Origin of the sequence: Desulfosediminicola flagellatus, assembly GCF_005116655.2 — a bacterium.
Taxonomy (GTDB): domain Bacteria; phylum Desulfobacterota; class Desulfobulbia; order Desulfobulbales; family Desulfocapsaceae; genus Desulfopila; species Desulfopila flagellata.
Window position 1 is genome coordinate 2,430,635 of record NZ_CP050698.1, and the last position, 26,347, is coordinate 2,456,981.

Sequence of the window (26,347 nt, forward strand, 5' to 3'; positions counted from 1 at the left end):
AAAGATGTGCAGGCAGCATGCGAATTGCGTTGTGAATTCGACATTCTACATCAAAAGTGGTATTCTTACCACAAGATAATTAATGATATATTTTCAGATCCTTAGGGTAAATTAGCAGTGGAGTTAATATGAATATATTTACACGTTTTATGGTGGTGTTGATCGTTCTCCTCGTGACTACAAACAGTTGGGCAGCTCATGGCATAAGTGTAAATAGTGAACTTAAGTATAAAGAAGGGTTTACACACTTTGAATATGCATCACCAAAAGCCAAAAAAGGTGGACATCTAGTACTTTATAGCCTTGGCAGCTTTGATAAACTGAATCCATTCACCTTAAAAGGTGTTGCACCCTTTGGCCTGGAGGCATTCGTTTTTGAAACACTTGGTGTAAGAAGTATGGATGAGCCAACAGCGGAGTATGGGTTGATTGCAAAAGATATTACGGTGGCTGATGATCTTCTTTCCGTAGTATTTACCTTAAATACTGATGCCAGATTCTCTGATGGGACGCCAGTTACTGTTGAAGACATTGCCTTTTCACTGGAGACCCTGAAGGGGCCTAAAGTTCACCCTATATATCAGTATTATTATGGCGACATCTCTCATTCCGAGATTATTGACTCAACACGAATTCGTCTGGTCTTCAAGCAGCCGAACCGTGAGCTTGCCATGATTTCGGCCCAAATCCCAGTATTTTCGAAAAGAAGCTTCACTGATGACAAAATTGACAGTTCAGTGAAAACAGGACCTTTAGGGTCCGGGCCATATGTGGTGAGTAATGTAGTACAGGGTAGATCAATAACATATACTCGAAATAAGCAGTATTGGGCTATCGATCATCCTGTAAGAACGGGATTGTATAATTACGATAAAATAACAATTAAATACTATAAAGATCAGATTGTTGCGTTGGAGGCTTTTAAAGCCGGTGAATTTGATGCTATGGCAGTTTATATCGCGAAACAATGGGCTCGGGATATGGATGGACCACGATTTAATTCAGGTGAGCTAGTAAAAAAAATATTCCCTCATTCAAATAATGCAGGAATGCAGGGTTTTCTGATGAATACCAGAAAAGAGATTTTCAGTAACAGAAAGGTCAGGCAGGCTATAGGACTGGCTCTTGATTTTGAGTGGACAAATAAATCGTTATTTTTTGATCAATATACACGAATTTCATCGTATTTCAGCAACTCCTATCTGGCTGCGACGGGGTTGCCAGAGGGATTGGAATTAGAGTACCTGGAGGAATTACGCGGTAAGGTTCCACCTGAGGTTTTTGATACACCCTTAAAAGCGCCTGAGACGACAGGAAAAGGCGGTTTGAGAGCTAATTTGCGCAAGGCTAAGAAGTTGCTGGCTGAAGCAGGATATACGGTTAAAGACGGTATACTTGTTGACACCAAGGGGAAACAGCTTCGATTTGAAATTCTGCTGAATCAAGCAACCTTTGAGCGAGTAATGGCTCCTTTTGCAAGTAATCTTGAAAAACTTGGCATCCAGGCAAATTATCGTACAATTGATAAAACCCTATACTCAGACAGATTGAAAACATTTGATTTTGACATGACTGTAGTAACGTTTCCTCAGTCATTATCCCCAGGGAATGAGCAACGCAATTTCTGGCACTCTCAATCTGCTGATATACATGGGTCTGACAATTATGCAGGAATAAAATCTGAAGCGGTGGATCAACTCGTCGATAAAATCATCTATGCTGAGTCAGCTGAAGCACTTGTCGCAGCAACGAAGGCTCTTGATAGAGTTCTCTGGTATGGATATTACGTTGTTCCAAACTGGTATGTGAGCGGTCATCGAATTGCCTATCATGATAAATTTTCCAGTCCTGAAGTATTGCCCAAATATTATTCACCAACCGATTTACTCATGACCTGGTGGATTGATTGATAAATTGGATGCATGGTTGCTCATACGGCTGGGTTCTGACTTGTGTTATTTGAACCATGAATGATTCTCAATTAAGTTGGTGTTTTAGTATCGAAAACATTATCTGTGCCTTGACGTCATGACCAGTTATTTGATATTAATAAAGAGCACCCTATAGTTTGTTAGGCGGGTGCGTACTATGCGGGCTTTGCCCGATCTTTATCTGCGGCGTGCTGGGACGTCGTATCAATAACTGGAGGATTGTCGGATGTCAGATCGTGTGAAAGGTAAGGTTAAGTGGTTTAATGCCAGTAAGGGGTATGGATTTCTTGAAAGACCCGACGGGCAGGGTGATGTTTTTGTACATTATAGCGCCATTGATGGGGATGGATTTCGTAGCCTCGAAGAGGGGGAGCCGGTAGAGTTTTCTGTAGCCAAAACCGACAAAGGGTTACAGGCTGAAAAAGTCTTGAAGCTAGATTGAAATATTTCTGCCAACAACTTACAAGCCCTGTTAATCGTCTTACGGTTGACAGGGCTTTTTTTGTGTAGGTAGTAATTTACAAAATAATATCCGCTTTTTTCCTAATGTAACTGAGTGACTGCAATAACTAGTCTGGAAAAAAATAATCGCTATAAAATGCCATATTAGGTATGTTCACAGGCCGGAAAATAACAGGTGAATACGTATTTGTCTGATTTTAGAATCACTTACTTTTGAATTATCCCACTATGGAAGTATATATCATTGACCTCTCTAATCTAGAGGAAACTGAACGATTTGGAATTGCCATTGGCAAACTTGCTTCGCCAGGTGATGTACTTTGTCTTGATGGTGATCTTGGTGCGGGAAAAACTACCCTCACTCAGGCGATAGCTGTTGGACTTGAGGTTCCAGGTGAGTACTATGTGACTAGCCCGTCCTTTGCGATATTTCATGAGTATCCAGGTCGCCTGCCATTATATCACATGGATTTCTATAGGCTTGGGGACTATACAGAAGTTGAGGATCTTGGCTTTGATGAATATTTTTACCTTTCAGGAATCACCGTTATTGAATGGTCTGAACGGGCAATGGAGTTATTGCCTGATACTAGCCTGAAAATTAATCTGGCTGTTGTTACAGAAATGAAGCGAAAGCTCACGTTGAGTTTTTCAGATAGTCAGTGGCACAAAAAACTCGAAGTGATTGCTTCACAGGCCGGATTAAGGTTGGAAAAAACAGAGTAAATTACACGTGTACTGTCATGGCTCGCGACTCTCTGGTCATAGCGGAAAAAACACCTGTTATAGCTGCTGAATATCACAGGAAATTTGGCTTCTTTGAATGCTGCTCGTAAAATATTGATCAGGTAAAACGGTGAAGGAAGTGCTACGCTGTGGTAATCTGCTGCGCTTGTGCAGTGTGTACAGGAATTTCCATATTCTATAGATTTGAAAATTGATTAAGGTTTGAAACAGAAATGAAGAAAAAAAACATAGTATTTAATGATTGCTTCAAGACTTTTACCAGAGATCAGGATAAGGCAATAACTCCTGAAGACACACTGAAAAAGTTTTACAAGCAGGTTGAGAATCTTGATGTTAAAATTCTTAATGAAGTCAATAGAATAGATAATGGTCGTCTTGATATTCCTGTGTATTTCAGCATTTGCGGTGAAGACGCCTGTGCATTGACCGGCACCAAAAAACAGATGGGTAAAGGAGCGTCACCGATACAGGCTGAAGCTTCTGCATGTATGGAGTTGGCTGAGCGTTTTTCCTTTTTTTCGTTCAAAAGTAATCCGTCTAATTTTATAACCGGCGATTATCAGCAGATGATACATGCGGGTTATCCTGTGATGGATATCAACCTCCTGCTTGAATCTGTTCATGACATGACTTCTACTCCGGAAATTCTTGAGCAGTTGCTTGAAGATATTCCGATGCAGTGGGCATGGGCTACCCACGTAACTACCGGTGAGAATGTGCTCATTCCTTTCTCATGGTTTTTTGCTATAAACGAATTTAATGGTCCATCAGCCGGGAACACCTATGAGGAAGCTGCATTGCAGGGGGTTTGTGAAATCGTTGAAAGGCACGTCTGTTCAGTGATTAACCACCAGAAGTTAGAAACTCCATTAATTGATCCTGCATCCGTCAAAGATCCGGTTGCCAGAGAGTTGCTGGACAAGTTCGAGAAAAATGGAATCGAAATGTATCTTAACGATTTCAGTCTCGATACCGGCATTTGTACTGTAGGTGCCTTGGCTATAGACCGTTCAACATTCCCTGGCATGTCTGAGATCGTTTATACTGCCGGTACTACACCACACCCTGAAAAGGCACTTATTCGTGCTATTACTGAAATAGCACAGCTTGCAGGTGATTTTAACAGCGGATCTAATTATGTTGCCTCCGGTTTGCCAAAACCGTTGTCTATGGAGGAGGTTACCTACGTCGCAGAATCTTCAAAGTGCACCGCTATTAAGAAGATGGTCGACCTGTCCGATGATAACATTAAGGTAGAACTTGAAAACTGTTTCGACGCACTTGCAAAAAAGAATATGCAGGTGTTCATGATAGATGTAACCCACGATCAACTCGATATTCCTGCTTTGTATACCATAGTTCCCGGTGCGCATTTTCGTGAGAGATCGATGATTCAGGATGTCGGACTATTTTCTGCTAAACTCCTTATGGAACTTGTAGAAGACAGTGAGCTTCTTGAGAAGAAATTACTTCAGATGGAGTCAATTCTCCCGGAAGCATATTACCTCGAATTTTACCGTGGCAAGAACATGGTAAATATGGGCTTTCCGGAAGCTGCTATAGCACATTTTGATCGTGCTCTTGAGTTAAACCCTGAGGCTGAAGATCTGCCCTATATTCTATCTTATAAGGGCTTTTGCCTTAAAGAAATGGAGCAGTTCGAAAAAGCTATTGAAGTGCTTCAAAAGGGTATTCTTGAAGATGAAGAACGGCCCGACATTCACAATATGCTTGGAGTATGCTATTTTAAAAAGCAGGATCATGAAACAGCGATTTTCCATTTCAAACGCGCTGTTGATCTTAATCCGGCTTCAGGGATTGATTATGCTAATCTTGGGGTTAACTACAGCAGAATGGGTAAAGAGCAGGAAGCGATCGAATATTTCACCGTTGCCCTAACTCTTGACTCATCCCTTGATTTTGCCCGCAATGAGCTGGCTATTCTCATGAGCAAACAGGATAGCAGCAATTAATAGAACGTATCTACCAGAAGCTATAGCTCTTTAGCCTATGACTACTACAGGCGTATTCAAACTCATATACATCCCTGTAGTAGTCCTCTGCCTTGCTCTTGGCACTCCTTCCTTTTCACATGCAGTTACCAATGAAGCTCTTAAAATTAGTGCCAGTAATTATTATTATGGCAGAGGAGTTGTTCAGGATTACAAAAGGGCCCTCTCATTGTACCTGAAAGCTGCTGAAGCAGGCGACCCTGAGGCTCAGTACATAGCTGGGGGGATGTATTTTAAAGGTCTTGGTACACAGGTAAATTATCTCAAAGCCTTTGAGTTGATTTATAAGGCTGCTAAAAATGGCAAGAGCACTGTTGAGTCACAAAAGATTCTTGGTGAATCATTTTTACTGGGCAGGGGAGTACCGAAAAATTATCGGGAGGCCAGGCGCTGGTTTAATCTTGCAGCCGACCAGGGTGATGTAGAAGCACTTAACGAGTTGGCCTATATGTATTTTGTTGGGAACGGGGTAGCGCAGGACTATAAACGAGCGTATGATTTATTTCTTAAGGCGGCACGTGGTGGGCTGAACCTGGCTCAGTATAATGTTGGTATAATGTTGTACACCGGAAGTGGATTTGATGATGCCAGTCTGGTGGATGCTTACGCGTGGTTTAGTGTTGCCTCAACCGGTGGTAACTCGCAGGCCGAACAGGCTCGGCAATTCCTCGAGACTGTGTTATCTGACAAACAGTTGATTGCCGCGCAGGAAAAGGCAAATGAGTTCTATAACGAAACAAAGAGACCTGCAAGATCACGTTAGGTGGGGATTACTAAATTCTGCCTAAAGTACATGTCCGTCAGTCGGGAGGCTGGAAAACTAACCCTTCGGATTGTTTTAACGGTTGCGACTTTTCCTGGTTTTCGCTAATCACTCAAAATCGTTTGATCCCCCCCCATAGGCGGTTGAACTCCACACAACCCGAGAAGAATGATCTGCTTTATTCAGTCCCTTTATGGCATCTGCGATTCTCAACCATTTAAGGTAACCGATTTTGAATTCATGCAAAAATGCAGCAATTGCATGATTCTCTGAACGAATAGTTTTTGTAAATGCGATCATTGTCTAACCTCCTTATCTGAATAAATTCAATATAAAGCTCATGTAAGATGTCTACGGGTCAGAATGTGAGATGCAAAACAACCCATCCATAGCTTCAACAATTGTGTAACCACATGTAGTTTCGAGTTCTGATCTGAGAAGTGTTAAGTGAAAAAAGTTCAGCTTTTAGTTACATGCTTTTCGAGTTTACCTAACCTATTTTGAACTAAAGCTTTTAACTGGTGCTGAGTTATGATATTTATCCTTTTTTACGTGTTGGGGGTAATCAGCCGCGAACGTTCTATTGTTTTTTAAGATACAAACAGTGAGTTGCGCTATGAACACATGTGTCTTGTTTGTTACCGCTGAAGGAAAGTTATTAGCTAAGGCAATCTCATCATCTTTGGACGATTGCATGTTCTTTGATAACGAGATGAAAGTTGCAGATCGTTTTGCATACGCGTGGGATAAATATGACGGGATAATTGCCATTATGGCAACTGGGATAGTTGTACGCTCAATAGCGCCCCTGATAAAAGATAAGACCCTGGACCCATGTGTAGTTGTCCTCGACCAGAAAGGGCGGTATGTCATTAGTCTGCTTTCAGGGCATCTGGGAGGTGGAAACGAGCTTGCGGTAAAGGTTGCCCGGATAACAGGCGGCATACCTGTGATAACGACAGCAAGCGATGTTTTAGGGAAAACAGCAATAGATCTATGGGCTAAAAGAAACAATCTTGTTGTTGCTGATCGCGCAAAACTGACACAGCTTTCAACCCGACAGGTCAATGGGTTAACACCGGGAGTGTACTGTAATCAGCTCCCTGAAAAGATACCCGATGACTTCTCTATATGCAGCACGCTGACTGAGGCCGATATAGTCATAACCTACAATAATGACATGACATCATCTGCTCTCTGTTGTATACCAGAAATCCTGTTTCTTGGAGTGGGGTGTAACAGAGGCACATCGGTTGAGGATATTGAGACTGCATTTTTAGATCTTTGTACCTTGCACAGAATAGATCCTCGTGCTTTTGCCGGACTTGCAAGTATAGATGCTAAAAACGATGAAAAAGGCATATTGCAATTTGCAGAGAAGCACAAATTCGCACCACGATTTTTTACAAAAGATGAAATCAATTCTGTTGATAATGTGAGTTTTTCGGCAGCTGCTATGAAGGCTGTCGGTGCCCAGGGAGTTGCTGAGCCTACAGCAATTCTGGCAGCGGGTGAAGATGGCTCAAAGGTTGAATTGATTATCCGAAAGATGAAGTGGAAAGATGTAACTCTTGCTGTTGCTGAAAGGAAAAAAAACATATGGGAATAATAAATGTAGTTGGTACAGGCCCGGGAAGCACTGGGAACATAACGCCTGAAGCACTTGAATGTATTAAGAATTCCGAAATTATTATTGGTTATGCCACGTATCTTGACCTGATTGAACCGTATCTGGAAGGTAAGAGAGTAATTTCTTCCAAAATGATGCAGGAAGTGCAGCGGTGCACTACTGCTTTTGAGGAAGCGGAGGCGGGTGCTTCGGTTGCAATGATCTCTGGTGGTGACCCCGGTATTTATGCTATGGCAGGTTTGATCTATGAAATAGCAGTGGCTCGTGACAGTAATGTTGAGATTAATGTTATTCCAGGCCTTGCCGCGATTAATAGCTGCGCTGCAAGGCTTGGTGCTCCACTGATGCACGATTTTGTTGCGATCAGCCTTTCTGATCTTCTTACTCCATGGGATGTTATCGAAAAACGTCTTAAAGCTGCAGCTTCCGCCGATTTTGTCATAGCGCTTTACAATCCAAAATCAAAACGTCGCGCATCACACATTGAGAGGGCAAGAGAAATCATCTTAGAATTCAGGGGTGCAGATACGCCGGTTGGAATTGTAACCGCTGCAACACGTGAAAACGAAAGTATTATCGTTACAACATTAGATTCAATGCTCCAGGAAGAAATCAATATGCAGTCATGTGTGTTGATTGGCAATTCAACAACGTTTACCTGGCGTGGAAAGATGATCACCCCTCGAGGGTATAAAGATAAATATACACTTGCTGCACAGGGGTAAGCTGTGAAGACTTTATATCTTCTCCGCCATGGCAGAACTGAGGCTAACGGTAAATTTGTCGGCTCGACCGACCTCCCTGTTGCTGAATCAGGCTTTGACCAGCTTGAAAAAACACGACTGAGCCTCAGTCAGAAAGCTATATCAACAGTTTTCTGCAGCCCTAAATTGCGTTGCCGACAATCTGCAGAACGTATGCAACTCGGTATGGATTTAACGCTCTGTAACGAGATAAGGGAAATAGATTTCGGAGAATGGGAAGAGTTGTCATTTGATGAGATAAATACAGGCTGGCCTGAAAAGGTTGCTGAGTGGTCGAACTGGTCAAAAGATTTTACTTTTCCACATGGAGAAAATATTGGTGATTTCCTGGCTCGGATTGAGTCATTTAAAGCCATTATTGATGCATGTGAAGAAAAGAATATTCTCGTTGTCGCCCACGGGGGCGTAATTCGGAACCTTATCTGCCTCTATTTAGGGTTATCTCCTGATAAATATCTGCTGTTTAATGTTGAAGCAGGATGTTTTTCATCTTTGGAACTCTATAGTGAAGGGGCTGTGTTAACTTCACTTAATGCAGGGAAATAGACGATGGCCAAATGTATTCTTGTAACAGGTGGAGCACGTTCAGGAAAGAGCAGTTACGCACTTGAAAGAGCTGAATCCATTTCTGACAGTAGATGTTTTGTTGCAACCTGCCCTGTTATAGATCCGGAAATGGATAGTAGAATTCAGGCACACAAGGATGAGCGGGTAGGAAGAGGATGGAATTCCGTCGAAGAGGAAACAGCCATAGAAGAGTTGCTGATCAACTCTTGCGGCAAGCATGATGTTGTGCTCATTGACTGTCTCACATTATGGGTGAATAACCTCATGTATGAGGCAGAAAAAATGCATACAACGTTCGACGAGAAAGAAATGCGGGAACGGACACAACGACTTCTTGAAAGCATAGAAAAATACGATGGTACAGTAGTATGTGTAACGAACGAGGTTGGAATGGGAATTGTGCCTGATAATGCACTGGCCCGAAAATATCGAGACCTTGTTGGCAGTTGTAACCGTTATCTTGCCAAAAAAGCAGACGAGGTTATACTGGTCTCTTGTGGCATACCGCTGTCACTGAAATCGTTGAGTAATCAATAATAAACATCACCAGGGTATTTGAGTATGGGTTTGCTTGAGACGACAAAAGAACGAATTTATCCACAAAATTCCGAGGCACGGGACAAGGCTAAAGAGCGACTGGACCAGTTAGCTATACCCTATTGGGCACTTGGTGATCTGATGGATCTCGGAATTGAACTTGCCGGGATGATGGGTACCATAAAGCCTGATATTAAAAAGAAAGCTATTGTGACTATGGCTGGTGATCATGGAGTTGTTGCAGAAAATGTCAGCAAGTTTCCCAGTGAAGTAACGCCGCAGATGGTTCACAATTTTGTTCGTGGTGGAGCTGGAATTAATGCGTTGTCACGCCAAGCCGGAGCCGATGTCTTTGTTGTTGATATGGGTGTCGCTTCAGACTTGAGCGACATAGCAGCGCAAGGAAAAATAATCGATAAAAAAGTGGGTTTCGGAACCAACAATATAGCTGTCGGTCCTGCGATGAGCGATGCGATGGCCAGAAAAGCTGTCGAAGCAGGGATTGAGGTCGCCAACGAACTCTCTCAGAAATACGATATTTTCGGCACAGGTGACATGGGTATTGGTAATACAACACCCTCTACTGCTATCGCTGCAGTTTGCACCGGAAAAGAGATTGAAGAACTTACAGGCCGTGGAACTGGTCTGGATGATGATCAACTTTTGCATAAAATAGAAGTGATTAAAAGGTGCCTTGAAGTGAACGCACCTGATCCACGAAATGGTTTGGATATCCTTGCTAAAGTCGGTGGTTTTGAAATCGGAGGAATTGCCGGTCTAATACTTGGAGCTGCGGCTAACAGAAAACCAGTTATTATTGATGGGTTTATTTCAACAGCTGGAGCTTTACTGGCCTATAAGATAGAACCGTTCGTGCGCGATTACCTGATTTGTTCTCATCGATCGGTTGAGCCTGGGCATAAATATATGCAGGAACTGTTGGGTTGTAAAAAGCCCTTGCTGGATCTCAACTTCAGATTAGGGGAAGGAACCGGCGCAGCAATGGCAATGAATCTTGTCGAAGGTGCTGTCGCTATACTGACAGAGGTTCTTACTTTTGAAGAAGCTGCAGTAGCCTGTGCAGATAAATAACCGGGTAATTTATGGTTGAGACCACCCGGCAGGCAAAAGCTTCTCGGACAGATATCATTATACCGCTTCTTACCGCTCTCAGATTTCTAACTGTCATTCCTGTTAGTTGGAGGGCTGAGAGTGACGGTGAATTGTTTCAGAAATGCATCTACTTTTTTCCGGTTATCGGTGTACTCATCGGATGTGGTGCTTTTTTACTGGGCAAAATAGCCGTTGTTCTATTTTCAGGAGCGGTCTCATCTGTACTCCTCATTATTTATCTTTCTTCTATTTCCGGTTTTTTACATCTTGATGGACTTGCTGATAGTGGGGATGGGCTTTTTAGCGCACGCCCCAAAGAACGTAGTCTTGAAATAATGAAAGACAGCAGAATAGGGGCAATGGGTGTTGTGCTCCTCGTTTTTGTTCTTTTAGGCAAGTTTGCAGCACTTAGTTCTATTTCGACCGGAATGCTGCCATTGGCAGTCTTAATACTTCCTTTATGCGGCAGGTGTGCAATTCTCCTGACAATGGCAATGTATCCGTATGCACGGGCAGAAGGGGGAATCGGGGGGCTTTTTTATTCAAATCGTTCCCGGTTGGCTGCGAGTATCGGTTGCACCTTTCTTGTAGTAATTTGCTTGGTTACAACATCACTATTAACGACAGTCTATATTGTCTTTGCTCTCTGCCTGACGGTATTCTGCTTTGGTTTGTTTTGTAAAACAAAGATAGGCGGTGTAACAGGCGACACGCTCGGAGCTGTTTGTGAACTGACTGAAACGGTTGTTGCGATAAGTTTGACTATTCCGATGGGGATTATTTAATACAGGTCTTCACGGTCTATACCATAAATTAGTTGCTTAGGACTCAGCATCCTAACCTGAAGGTGGAATGTTAATGACGATTATACCGGGAAGAAACCGAACAGGCCATGGAGGTAATATTCATACTGTGCTTGAAGAAGCCGGTCTGAACTATGGCGATATTATAGATTTCAGTGCAAATATCAACCCGCTCGGTCCGCCTGAATGGTTACGGTCGATGGTAAGTCGTGAACTGGACAAAGTTCTTCACTATCCTGACCCTGATTACCGGCAGCTTGTTACTGTAATAGCTAAACATTATGATGTTGATGAAAAGTGTGTCGTGCCTGCAAACGGTTCTACAGATTTATTATATCTGTTACCACGGATTCTTGACTGTAAGCGTGCTCTGGTACCGGTCCCCTCATACATTGACTACATCAAGGCTGTTAAACTTGCAGGAATACCTGTTACGACAATCGCCCTAAAAGAAAGTGACGACTTTTGTCTCAAGCCACTTGAGGTTGCTAAACATATTCAGAAGGGTGATTTGATCATCTTCGCGTCACCAAACAATCCAACCGGTGCTATTGTATCTCCAGCTGCGATTTTATCATTGGCGACCGACTTTCCGGATTCTACATTCCTGGTAGATGAAGCATTTCTCGACTTTATTTCTGAAGAAAATTGTGTTGGTGGAAAAGCAGATAATGTCCTGACGCTCAACTCAATGACTAAGTTTTTCGGGATTCCAGGTTTACGATTAGGCTTTGGTGTCTTTCCAGAAAAAATATCTCAAAAAGTACGGGATAATCTGCCACCCTGGACGCTGAACTGCCTGTCTCAAGCATTTGGTATCCGGTGCTTGCAGGATAGCGATTATCATGACAAAAGCCGGATCGCTGTAGACGTTTTACGTAAAGAACTGCGTCAGGGACTTAGTGGGTTTCAGAACCTGAAAGTATATCCCGCTTATGCCAATTACCTGCTTATTCGAATAACAGACGGGACAACTGCACCTCAACTGGCAGAAAAACTTTTACACTACGGGATACTTATCAGGTGTTGTGATAACTACGAAGGGCTTGATGAGACCTATTTCAGAATAGCTGTTAGAAATAGCAATGAAAATGAGAAACTCCTTGCTGGTCTCCACGCTGTTTATGGTCCAAAATCGTCAATCACCAAGAAACATTATGTAAGTAAGACTCCGGCAATAATGTTCCAGGGGACATCATCGAATGCTGGAAAGTCAGTATTAACAGCAGCTTTATGCCGGATATTATTGCAGGATGGCGTTAATGTCGCGCCATTTAAAGCGCAGAATATGTCGCTCAATTCCTATGTCACACGAAATGGCGAGGAGATGGGGCGTGCACAGGTGGTCCAGGCTCAGGCGGCGAAACTTGATCCTGATATACGGATGAACCCCATTCTGCTTAAGCCAAATTCAGATACCGGCAGCCAGATTATCGTTAAAGGAAAACCGGTAGGGAATATGTCGGTACTCGATTATGGCAGATATAAGCCTAAAGCCTGGGAGGCTGTGAAAAACTGCTATGATAGTCTGGCCTCAGAGTATCAGGCTATTGTTTTAGAAGGAGCCGGCTCCCCGGGCGAGGTGAACCTGAAAGCCGAAGATATCGTCAATATGAAGATGGCACGATATGCAGAATCTCCGGTGCTGCTTGTTGGTGATATTGATCGGGGTGGTGTCTATGCCTCGTTTGTCGGTACAATGGAGGTGCTGTCTGCCTGGGAGCGAGAACTCATCGCAGGCTTTGTTGTTAATCGTTTTAGAGGAGATGCATCCCTTCTTGAGAGTGCTCATACATTCTTGTATGAACACACGGGTAAGAACACTTTTGGAGTTGTTCCTTATGTAACAGACCTTGGATTACCTGAAGAAGATTCAGTGTCTTTTAAAGCAGGCATATATAATCGTACGTCTTCTGAAGCCCAGAGTGTAGATATTGTTCTGCTCAATTTTCCACATATTTCAAATTTTACAGATGTTGAACCGTTTCTCAATGAGCCTGATTGTAACCTGAGAGTTGTTGACTCAATAGAAGATCTTGGCAATCCTGACGCAATAATATTACCTGGTTCAAAAAATGTCATAGGAGACCTGCGTTTCCTGCAGACCCGCGGCTTTGAGCAGGCACTTAAGAAAAAGGCGGATGAAGGGTGTGAGATAGTTGGTATTTGTGGTGGTTATCAGGTTCTGGGAAGATCCATTGAAGATCCTCTAGGTATAGAATCATCTTTACTGAAGATTGATGCAATGGGCTTGATTGATATCACTACAGAACTAAAAGCTGAGAAGCAGCTTACACGGCGTATCGGTAAACATATCCTTTCAGGTCATGATATATACGGGTATGAGATTCACCATGGCATTTCTGCATCAACTCTTAAGCCCGCTCTTACCTTGGGTGATGATGTGTACTGCGGTTCTGTATCAAGTAATCAGTCTGTATGGGGTAGCTATCTTCATGGTATTTTTGATAGTGACTCATTCAGGAGATGGTTTATCGATAATCTCCGAGAGAAAAAAGGCTTTACAAGAATCAGTACAATTCTAGCTCCGTATGATCTGGAAGCATCTTTTGATCGGGTGGCTGATATTGTGCGGAACAATCTGGATATGGATAATATTTACAGATTACTGAAGCTGTAATGCAGATCTAAACATTTTATTTTTAATATCATGATTTTTACTTTTCAGTTTGCGTCCGCTCTGATACTTGATGCACTTTTGGGTGATCCTCGATCTTTACCTCATCCTGTGCGATTTATAGGGTGGTTGTGTACTTTTTTTGAGAGAAATAGCAGGAAAATATTTAATAACGCACTTACGGCTGGAGCAGTTTCGTTTCTAGGTGTTCTGACTACGACAATTTTGTTCCTGTATATTCTGCTTGCCCTTCTCCATGTGATATCACCGGTTGCTGAGGCTGTAGTTGCTGTCATTTTACTGTATACCAGTATTGCCTGCCGTGATTTGAGTAAACACAGCATGGCGGTTTTTGAAGCATTACAAAACGGAGCCGGAATTGAAGCAGCACGACGTGAGATTGCAAAAATTGTTGGCAGGGATACTTCATCACTGAACGCCAATGGAATATGCAGGGCATGTGTAGAAACTATTGCCGAAAACCTGGTGGACGGTGTCACTGCACCGATATTTTTTGCTGTGCTTCTGAGCATGGTTCCTGCCGGAGAATTACTGGCTCCTGTCTCTATGGCTGTGCTTGGTGTATATGGTTACAAGGCCATTAACACCATGGATTCGATGTATGGCTATAAGAATGAGCAGTATCTTTATTTTGGCAGATTTGCAGCCAAAATTGATGATCTTGTCAATCTCCTTCCGGCTCGTCTTAGTGGATTATTTCTTATTGCTGCAGCATGGATATTGCGTCTGGATGCACGTAGTGCTGCAAAAATTTTCATTAGAGATCGTTTGTGCCATGCAAGCCCAAACGCAGCGCATCCTGAGGCTGCCGTGGCAGGAGCACTCAGTGTTCAATTGGGTGGCAATTCAAGTTACTTTGGCAAAATTGTAGAAAAGCCTACTATGGGTGATGCTCATCGTGAACTTGAACCTGAAGATATTCGAAGAACCAATAGATTGATGTTCGTAGCATCAGGGTTGTTTGCCGTAATTTTACTTGCAATCAGGCTTTTAATAGTAGGTGTTTAAATGAAATACAGGTCCGAGTTTTTAATAGCTGCAACAAAGAGTGGTTCGGGTAAAACGTTATTGACTCTTGGCATACTTGCAGCAATGGCTAGAAGAGGCATTGATGTTCAGCCATTTAAATGCGGGCCGGATTTTATAGATCCCAGTTTGCATGAACAGGTTGTAAACCGTCACTCTATTAATCTCGATCTGCATATGATGGGCCGGGATGGATGCCTGAAATCCTATGCGAGATATGGTCAGGAATCTGATGCCGTTATTGTGGAAGGCGTCATGGGACTTTTTGATGGAGGTTCGTTCAGCTCTGCTTCTCTCGCCGAATTATTAGACATCCCTGTGCTGCTAATTATTGATGTTCGATCTGCTGCGGAGAGTGTGGCTGCTGTGCTTAAAGGATTTGAAGTATACAATCCTCACACAAGAATCTGTGGTGTTATTTTCAACAGGGTGGGTTCGGAAAGGCACAGGCAACTTATTGAAGATGCGGTGACTGGTTCCTGTTCGTCGAAAATTTTAGGATTTTTCCCTAGAGATATTGATTTTGAAATGCCTTCAAGGCATTTAGGTTTACATATGGGGCATGAGCAGGACTACAGTTCGACTCATCTTGAAAAACTTGCGGAATCAGTTGAACAACATATTGATATTGACCAGTTGTTACAGATATCTCAGCAGCAATTTAAACACAACAAACCGGATCAGGCTCAGCCAGTAACGCAGGATATACGGCTTGCTGTGGCAAGAGATGAAGCGTTTTGTTTTTATTATGAAGAAAATTTTGAAATCCTCCGCTCCAACGGGTTTGAAATAGTGCCTTTCAGTCCACTGCATGACAGTAGACTACCGGATAATATCCAGGGCATCTACCTTGGGGGGGGTTATCCTGAGCTGTATGCGAGAGCATTGAGTGCTAACTCGGCAATGCGTGAATCCATCCTGCAATGGGCACAGAGTGATGGGTTTATCTATGGTGAATGCGGAGGGTTTATGTATATGACCCGTCAGTTGACTGATATTGATGGTGTCACCCATCCCATGAGCGGCATTTTTCAAGTTTCCGTGAAAATGAAACCACGTTTAAGTAAGCTCGGATATCGAAAAATGGAAATCAAGAAAGACTGTGGTCTTGGAGAGTCTGGTCAGTTCGTCTACGGTCATGAATTCCATTATTCGGATATTGTTGAAAGACATAGCGATATTGAATTTTTATATGATTTTGATGACGGTAGAAGTGAAGGCTGTCTAATGGGTAATTCCTTTGGAAGTTATGTCCATCTGCATTTTTCTCAATCAGTTGAAAATATACACAGATTACATTCCCTCCTTGCAAAGAAATAACAGGTAATAATCATGATAAAGCTACAAGAGATTCATCCGGCAGAAATTGAAGCTGAGAGCTTTCGAATAATTGAATCAGAATTTACTGAACAGACGGGTAAACAGATTTCTGATTATACGGCAGTAGAATTTAAAGTACTTCAACGTGTAATTCATGCTACTGGTGATTTCACAATCGCTGAACACATCGTTTTTCAAAATGATCCTATAGCTGTCGCAATAGCAGCAATTAAGGCGGGTGGAAATATCCTGACCGATGTGAATATGGTTGCAAGTGGTGTAAGTTCAAACATACTCAAGACGTTTGGCGGCCAGGTGTATTGTGGTGTTAGCGAGCTAGAAACAGCTGAGTTAGCAAAAAACTTGGGGATTACACGTTCTGATGCAGCGATGAGACGGTATTCCGATAAAAATATTGCTATTGCCGCAATCGGCAACGCACCAACTGCATTAATTTCAATTATTCGCCTTATGGAGAGGGGTGAAATGGCACCCGCGGTGATAGTTGGAGTGCCTGTTGGTTTTGTGAATGCGGCTGAGTCAAAAGAACTTTTAAAATTGCAGAATGTTCCTGCAATCACCATTACCGGCAGAAGAGGTGGGAGCCCTATAGCGGCTGCAATTTCAAATGCGCTCTTGAGGCTGGCAAAAGCTGAGTAATACCATTTTTACAATGCTTTCAAATTCGTCTTTTTCCAGTTCAGGCACAGAAGCAAATATGTGCTAAAGAGTCCACGTTATCAATTTGTTACAAAACTTGACTTTTACGTCGTAGGGTGCTACCTGTGTTCGATTCGATAACATCCACTATCTTCAGAGAGGAACTGTAATGGAAAGAACATTTGCAATTATCAAACCTGATGCATTCAGGGCAGGGAACGCTGGTAAAATTCTTGCACGTATCTACGCAGAAGACTTCAAAGTAGTTGGCTTGAAAAAACTGTACATGAGTGAAGTTGAAGCAAAGGGCTTTTATTATGTACATGAGGGAAAACCGTTTTTCGATGAACTGACAGATTTCATGAGCAGTGGACCATGCATAGTAATGGTACTTGAGGCTGATGGAGCAATCAAAAAATGGCGGGATCTGATGGGGGCTACTAATCCGGATGAGGCCGCCGAAGGATCTTTGAGGAAAGAATTTGGAACATTTGTAGGTGAAAACGCTACACATGGTTCAGATGCACCTGAAACAGCCGCATTTGAAATTGGCTATTTCTTCTCAGGACTTGAATTGCTGTAAATGCTTGTGATCTTGCAGGGCAGATGTTTTTATAAAAACTGCCCTGTGGGTATCTACTAAGATATTATTCCTTCTCTTTCACCTCACAATACAGTTTTCCTTTATCTAGTAATACTCTCAATTCATCCCCCAGATCTACCTGCTCACTACGTGTTACAGTATTGAGCTTGCCGGTGTTTTTATCTCGCTTCTGAACGATAGAATAGCCTCTGGCCAGCGTCGAAAGCGGGCTAACACCCTGCATGAGTAAAGCTACTCGTTTTAATCGCTCTTCATTTGTGTTTAAACCAGAAAAAATGCTGTTCTCCAGTCTGGATCGTAAATGACGAAGCTGCTGTTGTTGTAGTTCGATTTGATTGAGAGGAGCCTGGTGTTCAAGCCTTGAGGTCAGTCTATTGAGCTTTTCCTGCCTTTTTTCAAAATAGGTCCGAGATATTTTTTCGAACGTATCAATGTTGAGATCAACTCTGAAGGACAGCTTTTCAATAATGTTTCGATAGTTTGCAAGCAGTCGTGTTTGTTGGCGCACAGATTTGTCTGCAAGAGCCACATGCTGAGTTACTATCCGTTTTAATCGTAAACGTGCCGTTTGCAGTTGTATTTCCAATCGATGAACATCGGGTATTATTGACTCTGCAGCGCCGGTAGGAGTAGGAGACCTGCGATCAGAAACAAGGTCAGCAATTGTTGTATCTGTTTCATGGCCAATGCCTGTAATAATCGGGATCTTTGATCTATAGATGGCTCTGGCAACGATTTCCTCATTGAATGCCCATAAGTCTTCAATTGAGCCGCCACCGCGGCAAAGAACAATCACGTCACAATCGATATCGTGATTTACCAGATCTATAGCCCGTGCTATTTCTCCAGCCGCAGATTCTCCTTGTACAGGGACAGGGAAAATCTGAATGTGACTGGTAGTTTTTCGTTGTCTGCATATTTTCAGAAAATCCTGAATGGCAGCTCCGGTTGGCGATGAAATAACAATTATTTTTGCAGGGAAGGGGGGGATTTCAATTTTGTGATTACTATCAAAAAGCCCTTCGTCTAATAGCTTTTTCTTGAGAGTTTCAAATCTTGCCTGCAATACACCAGCGCCATACTGCTCTATGGAGTCGATAATAATCTGGTACTCTCCTCTCGGCTCGTACACAGAGATCCTGCCACGGCAAATAACTTGTTGTCCATCGCGTAGGGGTTCTGAGAGGTATCGTTGCTGCCCCTTGAACATTACTGCGCGAATCTGTGCATTGCTGTCCTTTAGGGTGAAATAATGATGTCCTGAAAAAGGGGTTTTAAGGTTTGAAATTTCTCCACTCACAGAGGTGAATCGATAATTTCTCTCAAGAAGTGATTTGATCTCAGATGTGAGTTGAGAGACTGTCCTGACTGAATTTTGGAAATCGATCTGCATTGGAGCCTTAGTGAGTAATGTGTGGTCTGGTAGTGACTAAACAAAAGTGAGTGAATCTATGCTTTCGATATCACGATATTTTTTCAACATAATCTTAAGCTTATTGTAATAGATGTGAATTCCTGAAAGGTAATTAAATTGCACAGTAAAGATATATTGTCATACCCAGTTGATTGAAATCATGCAAGGGCCTAAACCATGACTTTGGTTAGAAGCATAGTAGTTTTATGCGTAACTGCTCACAGGGCACCAAATCTTTCCGCGATCAGTCTGGTTTACGTATGACATATACGCTTCACCAGTCTGCTTGCGAAAATCTCTGGCACCCTGTAAGCAGCTACAAATGCCGAGGTTTATAAAACCAAGTCGTTTAACCTGTAAGTAGTTACTTTTATGTTACCGTAAAAGTATATAAACTAGAACGTATCGAGCATGACATCCTGATTTATCGTTGAAAAAGACGATCTCTTTATATATTCTGCATTGGATAAAAAACTGCTGTTAACGTGTCAGAAATGAAGAGGATATGCTCTCTTGTTTGTCCTTGACTTTTACCTCGCTGAATGGTCCATTTCCCCATTGTATATTGGGCGGATAAAGGTATTAGCATTTTGTATCGCGGATATAAAGTGTACCCTTTTTACTCCCTGGCTCAGCTCAGGAATACGGTTCAATAACTTCAGCTATGTGGTGCCCCGGATGTAGGTTTGCATGAGGTGTACCTTTCCTTTATTCGTTAAATTGTCGGAGTGTTATATGTCAGGTCAGAGTGCTTTTGAAAAACGTTATGTAGACCCTAAGGATCAGAGCGATGTAGAAGGGTTGCTTGAACACTTTAATCTTCCACCGAAAGTGATTGCATTTCTGCGTGCGAACAAGAGAGCTGTCCAGATTGTGCTTGCTGTAATTATTTCGCTTATAGTTGCTGTTTCCTTATACGATTCTTACAAAGAAAAGAAAATCGAGAATGCGGCTTCGAATCTTGCACTTGCTCTAAAGGAATCCGGTGAAGAGCAGAAAAACGCACTTCAAAGAGTAGTTGATAACTATTCAGGAACGGATTCGGCTGTATGGGCGACTGTAGAATTGGCTCATCTTGAAATGAAGACCAAGAATTATGACGCTGCTGCTACTATGTATGCTGACATCCACAATAGCTTGAAGGCAGACAACCCGCTTTTCGGTCTTACTCTATTTAGTCTGGCTCAGGCTGAGGAGGCTAAAAAGGATTACGAAGCAGCTCTTGCCGGTTTTGAAAAATTGAAAGACCTTGATGGGTATCAGCTTACTGGATATACCGGAATTGCTCGAATATATGAGACTCAAGGGGAGCTGGATAAAGCGCTTGGAATTTACGGCCAATACCTTGCAGTGATCGGTGACAACAATAATGCTGGTAATGCCAAGGCATTTATAGAAGAAAAAATTGCTCGGATTAAGGCTCGACAGTGAAAATAGTTCAAACAGTAATGGAGATGCAGCGGTTGTCTCGTGAATGGAATAAGCAGGGGCTGAGCATCGGTCTCGTACCTACTATGGGCTTTTTTCATGAGGGGCATTTGTCGCTGATGCGTCTGGCAAGAAGCAGATGTGATAAAGTCATCACTACGCTTTTTGTCAACCCGATGCAATTTGGTCCCAATGAGGATCTTGATGCGTATCCCCGTGATTTTGAAAGAGATGAGTCTCTTGCAAAGTCGGAGAACGTTGATGTAATGTTTTGCCCTGAGACTAAAGAGATATACGGTGATGATTTTCAGACATCAATTTCAGTAAACCTTTTGTCTAAGGGATTGTGCGGTGCTGACAGGCCAGGTCATTTTGACGGTGTTGCGACAGTAGTAACAAAGTTATTTAATATCACACAACCTCACCTTGCCATATTTGGACAAAAAGATTACCAGCAGCTTGCATTGATTCGGCAGCTGGTTTCAGACTTGAACTTTGATATTGAAATCATTGGTCACCCTATTGTTCGAGAATCTGATGGCTTGGCGATGAGTTCTAGAAACAAGTATCTTGATGAAAATGAAAGACAGCTTGCAACATGTCTTTTTGAAGCGATACTTGAAGCCAAAAAGATGGTTTATAAGCATGGCGGTTCTATAGCAAGTGACGAAATAGTAAAGATGGCACAGGATAGAATTGAAAAAAATCCGTCGTGTCGTGTTGAATATGTGAGTGTCGTGCACAAACAGACCCTGCAACCTGTAGATGTTGCAGATAGTGAAGCTGTATTGGCTCTTGCAATGAAGGTGAATAATAAAGTTCGATTAATTGATAATTCACCATTATAAAACGATTAATGCCTGATGGTCAGGTAGTTTTTTGGCCATGTATCAGGCTTTTATAAGGAGTAAGATATGCCAGGTTTCGAAATATTCGGAGAAGAAGAAAAGAAAGAAATACTTGAGGTGCTTGATACAGGAGTGCTTTTTAGATATGAATTCCCAGAGCAACGCAAAGGGGTTTATAAAGTAAAAGAATTTGAAGAAAAGTTTGCCAACTTTTGCGGGACTGGTTTCGGGCAGGCTGTTACTTCTGGCACCGCTGCCTTGAAGGTTGCATTGACAGCAATGGGTGTTGGACCGGGAGATGAAGTTATTACCCAGGGATTCACTTTTGTTGCTACCTGGGAGGCTATCCTGGAGGTTGGAGCTATCCCTGTGTTTACAGAAGTTGATGCAACAATGAACATGGATCCCGAAGATCTCAAAAAGAAGATCACCGATAAAACCGCATGTATTATCCCCGTACACATGCTCGGTGCACAGGCAAAAGTAGAAGAGATTGTTGCCATTGCAACCGAAAAGAATATTCCTGTCCTTGAGGATACCGCTCAGGCGGCAGGTGGCCATATTCGTGGCAAATACCTTGGAACTTTTGGTCGATGCGGAACCTTTTCTTTTGATTCTGTGAAAACAATGACCACTGGCGAAGGCGGAATGATTATCACCGATGATGAAGAACTCTGGAGAACAATGTCAGAGTATCAGGATCATGGACATGATCATAAGGTAAATCCAGGGGCACGCGGCGGGGAAGGGCGTCGCTTTATTGGGTCTAATTATCGAATGATGGAGCTTCAGGGAGCAATTGGTATCGCTCAGTTGGCAAAACTCAAGTCAATGATTGTAGCGCAGAAAATTACTAAAAACAGACTGCTGGAAGCGATTTCTGAAATCCCGGGTTCAGCTCCGAGGGAACTGGTAGATCCTGAAGGTGATACCGCGACATTCTGCTGCTTCAGCCTACGTGATCAGGAGCATTGTTCCCGAGTGAATGAAATGCTTAGAGCTGAAGGATGCGGAGCTATAAATTTTGCGGAAAATAGCTGGCATTTCTACCCTGCATGGGAACATCTGCTTGCAGGTTCAACACCAGTTAAATCAGGTTGGCCCTTTGCAGAGCCTGGTGGTAAGCGACGAGTTGTGTATGACAAAGAGGTTTTGCCTCAGTCTGCAGATATAATAGGCAGAACCCTCGTCTATCCTGTACCGATCAAGATGGATAGCCAGCGCCTTGATGATATGTGCGCGGCGCTGCGTAAGGCTAAAACACTTTAAGTTAGACTTTTTAAGTAAAAAAAAAGGCCGTACAGGGAAATATCTGTACGGCCTTTTTTTTTTAAAATACGTTCTATTTATAAAACTTATGCGACCCAAACTGATCTACATAGGTGTACTGTGAAGCCCAGTAGGGGCTCACCGAGTCAAGGTGGTAATGGGTCGATCCCTCAGTTATATCTGCAGTCTGAAGAGCAACGTAAACAGATTGAAGGCATTCCAGAAATGCCTTTGTATCATTGGGGACGTACGACTCCTTCTGGAATGTCCAACTGAACTGATAGGGTTGGGTAACGATTGCTTTAATCGGCAGGTTTTTCTCTTTCGCCCGGTTCAGGGTTACATGTACAATTGCGACCTGCCCGACTTGGGGTTCTGATCGGGCTTCATGATATACGTTCAAGGTCAACCATAGTAATCCTTCCAGTATTGACACTATTTACCTCCATAAAACTAATAAAAATAACTATTCCTGATACTGGCTTGATGATAAGTTGCCGCCTAGTATAAAGTTGTTATATAATTATCTGGTGTGTTATTTTAATCTAATTAATTGATAATAGTACGAATCGCTTAGCTGTATCAGGGGATGACAAAAGACTAACCCTAATATACACCACTTACCATCAAGGTCAATGGAATTGTATTTCCTGGTAATTGCGTTTACTTGATTAAAAGTGCAGGGCCCAGGAAATAGCTATGCATTTTGCTGAACATTAACAATGAAAAAAATACAGTTGAGAAATATATTTGCATTGCAAATCAGGTGATGATGGAAAAGCACTTCGAGTGCAAAGTCGTGATAGGCATAATATTGGTATTATTTATCATTATTACAAGGCCTGGTTGTTATTAATATTAACAATCATATGAGAAATGATATTAGGAGTGTCTATTTTAGCAAAGACTCTTAGATACTAAATAATACACAACATGGAGGATTGATAAATGAAAGCTTATCATAAAGAATTGACGTACGAAGTACCGACAAGAAGGGGATTAATAAATATTACCCAGGATGTTGAGCGTTGCCTACAGGAGAGTGGAATACACGAAGGATTGTTGCTCTGCAATGCTATGCATATAACGGCGTCAGTCTTTATCAACGATGATGAACCCGGATTGCATGAGGATTATGAGAAATGGCTGGAAAGGCTTGCTCCACATGCGCCTGTTGACCAGTATAAGCATAACGGGTATGAGGATAATGCTGATGCGCATATGAAACGACAGATAATGGGCCGTGAAGTTACAATTGCCGTAACAGGCGGTCAATTACATTTCGGAACCTGGGAACAGATATTTTACGGAGAATTTGATGGCCGAAGGCCGAAAAGAGTGCTTGTTAAAATAATAGGTGAGTAAGTTGCTCACCTATTATTTATAATGTGGGGTCTAGACGGTTGCAGGTGTTGGTGCACCGGTCAAGAAAGGCATTATCAGGTCTTCTGCAGCTACTTTCGTGCCGTTTACTACATGATTGAAAACCGAATGTGCACCATTCTGTTTCATCTCAATGAGTTCCCAGCAATCTGGCCGTTTAGCGATAGCTTGCATAAAGCCAAGATGTTGAGTGTGTCCAGCTTTATAGGCTTCTATGTGACCAAGGACTGGACAGCCAAGTAATGCTATGTCGCCAATAAGGTCTAGCACCTTGTGGCGAATAAATTCATTGTCAAACCTGAGACCGTCTTCGTTTAAAATCGATTTTCTATTCCAGTGAATTGCGATGACATTCTCAAGAGTCCCACCTAAAGCCAGTCCGTTGGCCCAGAGTTCTTCAACCTGCTCGACATACCCAAAAGTCCTGGCTCGTGCAATCTCCTTAGCAAATTTATCTGCATAAAGATTAATTGAGTACTTTTGGGTTTTTATAAATGTGTCATCGAATTGAATTTCGCCTGTGACTTTGAGCCCATTGTAAGGGGTTATCGATACACGGCTATCACCTTCGGTGTAGTGTATAGGTTTAGTTATGCGCAGTACTTTGCGTAATCCACTTTGACGTTTCTTGCCGGACTTCTTAATCATCAGAAAAAAAGGTTCGGCGCTGCCATCCATGATTGGTACTTCACCTGAGTCAATCTCGATGTCGACATTATCGATACCGTACCCTTTGAGGGCTGCCATAAGATGTTCTGTAGTGGATACAGTACATGAGTCTTCGCCGATAGTGGTGGCAAGTCTCGTGTCTACAACTTTATTCATGTGCGCTTTGATCGGTTTGCCGGGGGCCAGGTCTGATCGAAAAAAACGTATCCCATTATCAATTGAAGCCGGTTTTATTGTCAGGTTTACTGTTCGACCAGAATGCAAACCGACACCACAGCAGGATACGGCATTTTTTAATGTATATTGGTATGGATCAAGTGGCAACGACATGCTTATTTCCTTTAAGTAATAGAAAAAAATCAACGATTACCCTATCTATGCAACATGCAGGCCAGTAGTGTGTCTTGGCTTTGAGTTATCGTCAAACCATGCCTATCGTTCTGAAAAAACAAAGAATTTGTTCGTGCTTTCGAGCTCATTGTCAATGTGTCATTTTGGACATAATAGTTTGTGTGTCGGATTGCACACAACACTGTGCTAAAAAAACATCGATTAGCAGAGGTCTGTTTCATGGGAAAAAATACTTGTGTTCACTAGGGATTTATGAATTTTTCTGTTTGCAGGAACTCATAAAAAGATGATGCTGCTGAAGCAGAAATCTTCAAATAGTGTAGCGGAAAGTCGATGTCATATTCTCTAATTTTGACAATATCTTTCTCAGTGGTAAGGATTGCTGATGCAGAGCTTTCTTTAGCGCGGCCAACAAGAGTGTTTAATGCTTCTTGCGTATATGTTGCATGATCGTTAAACGTAACATTTCCTGAAACACTGATGTTGTATTGTTGCATACTATGAAGAAAGCGCTCAGGGTGGGCTATTCCACTAAACGTAAAGTACGTATGAGACCCGAATTCCGTAATGGACTTCCCGTTTTTATCAAAGATACCTGCTACTATATTATTTGATATACAAACAGGTACCCCCGGATAATCCTTTTTAAGGAAAGTTGTAAATTCATCAACTGCAAACGCGTTTTGATCAGTAACGCCTGTTATCATAAACAGGTGTGCTCTTTTGAGCGCATTGTAAGGCTCTCTTAGCTCTCCACCTGGAAATACTCTGCCATTTCCAGCGAGACTTGTACCGTTAAAAAGAACGATATCCACATCGCGATGGACTGACATGTGTTGAAATCCATCATCGAGAATAATTAAATTACAGTTGAGATTCTCAACAGCGTAACGACATGGAAAAATACGCTTTTTCCCCGTTAACACCGGAATACCCTCTAATGTTGATGCCAGCATAAAGGGTTCATCTCCAGCTTCTTCAGGGGACAGGTGGACTGTGTTCCTATCTGAAACTATATTCACTGGTGATTTTGCTGTCCCGCCATACCCTCGACTGATGATTGCTGGTGAAAATCCATTCTCTAAAAGTAATTCGGCGATAAGTCGTACAGTAGGTGTTTTTCCTGTGCCTCCCATGGTGAGATTGCCTACTGATATGACAGGCACTGGCAGGTATTCTACACGCAAAAGTTTTGCTTGATACATCGCTGAACGAATTCTCATTACAAAACTATAGAGAGGACTTACTAAACGTCCTGCAAGAAAAAATGCATCTAATGGCTTCATCATTAATCTGAATCTGTTGAACTGGTTAAAAAAAATAGGCAAAAATACTTTTTACTTTCTTTTTTCAGAAATGCTTAATAAAAAGAATACAACCTTTGTAC

Annotated in this window: 25 protein-coding genes; 20 read left to right on the forward strand and 5 right to left on the reverse strand. The window is 42.3% G+C overall.

Translation table 11 applies throughout. The features are described from left to right. Window positions 1–128 precede the first annotated feature (128 nt). From FCL46_RS10095 to FCL46_RS10115, 5 genes are all read left to right on the forward strand, one after another. Window positions 129–1,910: an extracellular solute-binding protein gene (locus FCL46_RS10095; protein WP_136806353.1), complete on the forward strand. Its 1,782-nt coding sequence runs from the start codon at window positions 129–131 to the stop codon at window positions 1,908–1,910. A 247-nt stretch (window positions 1,911–2,157) separates the two neighbouring features. Continuing rightward, window positions 2,158–2,373 carry a cold-shock protein gene (locus FCL46_RS10100; RefSeq protein WP_136806354.1) on the forward strand — a complete coding sequence of 72 codons (216 nt, stop codon included), beginning with the start codon at window positions 2,158–2,160 and terminating at the stop codon, window positions 2,371–2,373. 248 nt (window positions 2,374–2,621) lie between these two features. After that, the gene (gene tsaE / locus FCL46_RS10105) at window positions 2,622–3,119 is read left to right on the forward strand and encodes a tRNA (adenosine(37)-N6)-threonylcarbamoyltransferase complex ATPase subunit type 1 TsaE (RefSeq protein ID WP_136806355.1); all 498 of its coding nucleotides are present in this window, start codon (window positions 2,622–2,624) and stop codon (window positions 3,117–3,119) included. Between the two features lie 233 nt (window positions 3,120–3,352). Further along, a complete protein-coding gene (locus tag FCL46_RS10110) occupies window positions 3,353–5,113 on the forward strand; it encodes a YcaO-like family protein (protein ID WP_136806356.1) in 1,761 nt (586 codons plus the stop codon). Between the two features lie 37 nt (window positions 5,114–5,150). Beyond that, window positions 5,151–5,915, forward strand: coding sequence for a tetratricopeptide repeat protein (locus FCL46_RS10115; RefSeq protein WP_136806357.1), 765 nt, complete (start codon window positions 5,151–5,153; stop codon window positions 5,913–5,915). A gap of 108 nt (window positions 5,916–6,023) precedes the next feature. Here FCL46_RS10115 and FCL46_RS10120 read toward each other — a convergent pair whose 3' ends face one another. Then, on the reverse strand, window positions 6,024–6,215 hold the full coding sequence (locus FCL46_RS10120) for a hypothetical protein (RefSeq protein WP_136806358.1): 192 nt from the start codon (window positions 6,213–6,215) through the stop codon (window positions 6,024–6,026). Between the two features lie 316 nt (window positions 6,216–6,531). Between FCL46_RS10120 and FCL46_RS10125 the strand changes: the two genes are divergently transcribed. The 11 genes from FCL46_RS10125 (at window position 6,532) to ndk (ending at window position 17,577) form a co-directional block, all read left to right on the forward strand. Next, window positions 6,532–7,524 carry a cobalt-precorrin 5A hydrolase gene (locus FCL46_RS10125; protein ID WP_136806359.1) on the forward strand — a complete coding sequence of 331 codons (993 nt, stop codon included), beginning with the start codon at window positions 6,532–6,534 and terminating at the stop codon, window positions 7,522–7,524. Then, window positions 7,515–8,270 carry a precorrin-3B C(17)-methyltransferase gene (cobJ, locus tag FCL46_RS10130; protein ID WP_136806360.1) on the forward strand — a complete coding sequence of 252 codons (756 nt, stop codon included), beginning with the start codon at window positions 7,515–7,517 and terminating at the stop codon, window positions 8,268–8,270. The genes FCL46_RS10125 and cobJ overlap by 10 nt, the downstream gene beginning before the upstream one ends. Window positions 8,271–8,273: 3 nt before the next feature. Beyond that, window positions 8,274–8,855 (forward strand): histidine phosphatase family protein, encoded by a 582-nt coding sequence (locus FCL46_RS10135; RefSeq protein ID WP_136806361.1) that lies wholly within the window; start codon window positions 8,274–8,276, stop codon window positions 8,853–8,855. A gap of 3 nt (window positions 8,856–8,858) precedes the next feature. After that, window positions 8,859–9,413 (forward strand): bifunctional adenosylcobinamide kinase/adenosylcobinamide-phosphate guanylyltransferase, encoded by a 555-nt coding sequence (gene cobU / locus FCL46_RS10140; protein WP_136806362.1) that lies wholly within the window; start codon window positions 8,859–8,861, stop codon window positions 9,411–9,413. Between the two features lie 24 nt (window positions 9,414–9,437). Beyond that, the gene (cobT, locus tag FCL46_RS10145; protein ID WP_136806363.1) at window positions 9,438–10,505 is read left to right on the forward strand and encodes a nicotinate-nucleotide--dimethylbenzimidazole phosphoribosyltransferase; all 1,068 of its coding nucleotides are present in this window, start codon (window positions 9,438–9,440) and stop codon (window positions 10,503–10,505) included. A gap of 11 nt (window positions 10,506–10,516) precedes the next feature. Then, the gene (cobS, locus tag FCL46_RS10150; protein WP_136806364.1) at window positions 10,517–11,311 is read left to right on the forward strand and encodes an adenosylcobinamide-GDP ribazoletransferase; all 795 of its coding nucleotides are present in this window, start codon (window positions 10,517–10,519) and stop codon (window positions 11,309–11,311) included. 73 nt (window positions 11,312–11,384) lie between these two features. Then, window positions 11,385–13,970 (forward strand): cobyric acid synthase, encoded by a 2,586-nt coding sequence (locus tag FCL46_RS10155; protein ID WP_136806365.1) that lies wholly within the window; start codon window positions 11,385–11,387, stop codon window positions 13,968–13,970. A 30-nt stretch (window positions 13,971–14,000) separates the two neighbouring features. Continuing rightward, window positions 14,001–14,996, forward strand: coding sequence for an adenosylcobinamide-phosphate synthase CbiB (gene cbiB / locus FCL46_RS10160; RefSeq protein ID WP_136806366.1), 996 nt, complete (start codon window positions 14,001–14,003; stop codon window positions 14,994–14,996). After that, window positions 14,997–16,334, forward strand: a complete 1,338-nt coding sequence (locus tag FCL46_RS10165) for a cobyrinic acid a,c-diamide synthase CobB (RefSeq protein ID WP_136806367.1) — start codon at window positions 14,997–14,999, stop codon at window positions 16,332–16,334. A 12-nt stretch (window positions 16,335–16,346) separates the two neighbouring features. Continuing rightward, window positions 16,347–16,994, forward strand: coding sequence for a precorrin-8X methylmutase (locus FCL46_RS10170; protein WP_136806368.1), 648 nt, complete (start codon window positions 16,347–16,349; stop codon window positions 16,992–16,994). A gap of 169 nt (window positions 16,995–17,163) precedes the next feature. Continuing rightward, the gene (ndk, locus tag FCL46_RS10175) at window positions 17,164–17,577 is read left to right on the forward strand and encodes a nucleoside-diphosphate kinase (RefSeq protein WP_136806369.1); all 414 of its coding nucleotides are present in this window, start codon (window positions 17,164–17,166) and stop codon (window positions 17,575–17,577) included. 64 nt (window positions 17,578–17,641) lie between these two features. Here the strand turns inward: ndk and xseA are convergent, their stop codons facing one another. After that, window positions 17,642–18,991, reverse strand: coding sequence for an exodeoxyribonuclease VII large subunit (gene xseA / locus FCL46_RS10180; protein ID WP_136806370.1), 1,350 nt, complete (start codon window positions 18,989–18,991; stop codon window positions 17,642–17,644). A 756-nt stretch (window positions 18,992–19,747) separates the two neighbouring features. Here xseA and FCL46_RS10185 point away from each other — a divergent pair. The 3 genes from FCL46_RS10185 to FCL46_RS10195 all read left to right on the forward strand — a co-directional run bounded on the left by FCL46_RS10185 (window position 19,748) and on the right by FCL46_RS10195 (window position 22,557). Beyond that, window positions 19,748–20,443, forward strand: a complete 696-nt coding sequence (locus FCL46_RS10185; protein ID WP_167505803.1) for a tetratricopeptide repeat protein — start codon at window positions 19,748–19,750, stop codon at window positions 20,441–20,443. Beyond that, a complete protein-coding gene (gene panC / locus FCL46_RS10190) occupies window positions 20,440–21,288 on the forward strand; it encodes a pantoate--beta-alanine ligase (protein WP_136806372.1) in 849 nt (282 codons plus the stop codon). The genes FCL46_RS10185 and panC overlap by 4 nt, the downstream gene beginning before the upstream one ends. A 66-nt stretch (window positions 21,289–21,354) precedes the next feature. Then, window positions 21,355–22,557, forward strand: a complete 1,203-nt coding sequence (locus FCL46_RS10195; RefSeq protein WP_136806373.1) for a DegT/DnrJ/EryC1/StrS family aminotransferase — start codon at window positions 21,355–21,357, stop codon at window positions 22,555–22,557. Between the two features lie 73 nt (window positions 22,558–22,630). Here the strand turns inward: FCL46_RS10195 and FCL46_RS10200 are convergent, their stop codons facing one another. Further along, complete coding sequence (locus FCL46_RS10200) at window positions 22,631–22,993, reverse strand: cell wall hydrolase (protein ID WP_136806374.1); 363 nt, start codon at window positions 22,991–22,993, stop codon at window positions 22,631–22,633. 512 nt (window positions 22,994–23,505) lie between these two features. Between FCL46_RS10200 and FCL46_RS10205 the strand changes: the two genes are divergently transcribed. Next, window positions 23,506–23,922, forward strand: a complete 417-nt coding sequence (locus FCL46_RS10205; protein ID WP_136806375.1) for a secondary thiamine-phosphate synthase enzyme YjbQ — start codon at window positions 23,506–23,508, stop codon at window positions 23,920–23,922. A gap of 30 nt (window positions 23,923–23,952) precedes the next feature. Here FCL46_RS10205 and lpxC read toward each other — a convergent pair whose 3' ends face one another. Continuing rightward, complete coding sequence (lpxC, locus tag FCL46_RS10210; protein ID WP_136806376.1) at window positions 23,953–24,939, reverse strand: UDP-3-O-acyl-N-acetylglucosamine deacetylase; 987 nt, start codon at window positions 24,937–24,939, stop codon at window positions 23,953–23,955. Window positions 24,940–25,202: 263 nt separating this feature from the next. After that, window positions 25,203–26,249 carry a tetraacyldisaccharide 4'-kinase gene (gene lpxK, locus FCL46_RS10215; protein ID WP_136806377.1) on the reverse strand — a complete coding sequence of 349 codons (1,047 nt, stop codon included), beginning with the start codon at window positions 26,247–26,249 and terminating at the stop codon, window positions 25,203–25,205. Window positions 26,250–26,347 lie beyond the last annotated feature (98 nt).

Excerpts from the sequence above, each read along its gene's own strand:
- FCL46_RS10095 (WP_136806353.1), top strand. The coding sequence starts at position 129 with ATGAATATATTTACACGTTTTATGGTGGTGTTGATCGTTCTCCTCGTG.
- FCL46_RS10100 (WP_136806354.1), top strand. The coding sequence starts at position 2,158 with ATGTCAGATCGTGTGAAAGGTAAGGTTAAGTGGTTTAATGCCAGTAAG.
- tsaE (WP_136806355.1), top strand. The coding sequence starts at position 2,622 with ATGGAAGTATATATCATTGACCTCTCTAATCTAGAGGAAACTGAACGA.
- FCL46_RS10110 (WP_136806356.1), top strand. The coding sequence starts at position 3,353 with ATGAAGAAAAAAAACATAGTATTTAATGATTGCTTCAAGACTTTTACC.
- FCL46_RS10115 (WP_136806357.1), top strand. The coding sequence starts at position 5,151 with ATGACTACTACAGGCGTATTCAAACTCATATACATCCCTGTAGTAGTC.
- FCL46_RS10120 (WP_136806358.1), bottom strand. The coding sequence starts at position 6,215 with ATGATCGCATTTACAAAAACTATTCGTTCAGAGAATCATGCAATTGCT.
- FCL46_RS10125 (WP_136806359.1), top strand. The coding sequence starts at position 6,532 with ATGAACACATGTGTCTTGTTTGTTACCGCTGAAGGAAAGTTATTAGCT.
- cobJ (WP_136806360.1), top strand. The coding sequence starts at position 7,515 with ATGGGAATAATAAATGTAGTTGGTACAGGCCCGGGAAGCACTGGGAAC.
- cobU (WP_136806362.1), top strand. The coding sequence starts at position 8,859 with ATGGCCAAATGTATTCTTGTAACAGGTGGAGCACGTTCAGGAAAGAGC.
- cobT (WP_136806363.1), top strand. The coding sequence starts at position 9,438 with ATGGGTTTGCTTGAGACGACAAAAGAACGAATTTATCCACAAAATTCC.
- cobS (WP_136806364.1), top strand. The coding sequence starts at position 10,517 with ATGGTTGAGACCACCCGGCAGGCAAAAGCTTCTCGGACAGATATCATT.
- FCL46_RS10155 (WP_136806365.1), top strand. The coding sequence starts at position 11,385 with ATGACGATTATACCGGGAAGAAACCGAACAGGCCATGGAGGTAATATT.
- cbiB (WP_136806366.1), top strand. The coding sequence starts at position 14,001 with ATGATTTTTACTTTTCAGTTTGCGTCCGCTCTGATACTTGATGCACTT.
- FCL46_RS10165 (WP_136806367.1), top strand. The coding sequence starts at position 14,997 with ATGAAATACAGGTCCGAGTTTTTAATAGCTGCAACAAAGAGTGGTTCG.
- FCL46_RS10170 (WP_136806368.1), top strand. The coding sequence starts at position 16,347 with ATGATAAAGCTACAAGAGATTCATCCGGCAGAAATTGAAGCTGAGAGC.
- ndk (WP_136806369.1), top strand. The coding sequence starts at position 17,164 with ATGGAAAGAACATTTGCAATTATCAAACCTGATGCATTCAGGGCAGGG.
- xseA (WP_136806370.1), bottom strand. The coding sequence starts at position 18,991 with ATGCAGATCGATTTCCAAAATTCAGTCAGGACAGTCTCTCAACTCACA.
- FCL46_RS10185 (WP_167505803.1), top strand. The coding sequence starts at position 19,748 with ATGTCAGGTCAGAGTGCTTTTGAAAAACGTTATGTAGACCCTAAGGAT.
- FCL46_RS10195 (WP_136806373.1), top strand. The coding sequence starts at position 21,355 with ATGCCAGGTTTCGAAATATTCGGAGAAGAAGAAAAGAAAGAAATACTT.
- FCL46_RS10205 (WP_136806375.1), top strand. The coding sequence starts at position 23,506 with ATGAAAGCTTATCATAAAGAATTGACGTACGAAGTACCGACAAGAAGG.
- lpxC (WP_136806376.1), bottom strand. The coding sequence starts at position 24,939 with ATGTCGTTGCCACTTGATCCATACCAATATACATTAAAAAATGCCGTA.
- lpxK (WP_136806377.1), bottom strand. The coding sequence starts at position 26,249 with ATGATGAAGCCATTAGATGCATTTTTTCTTGCAGGACGTTTAGTAAGT.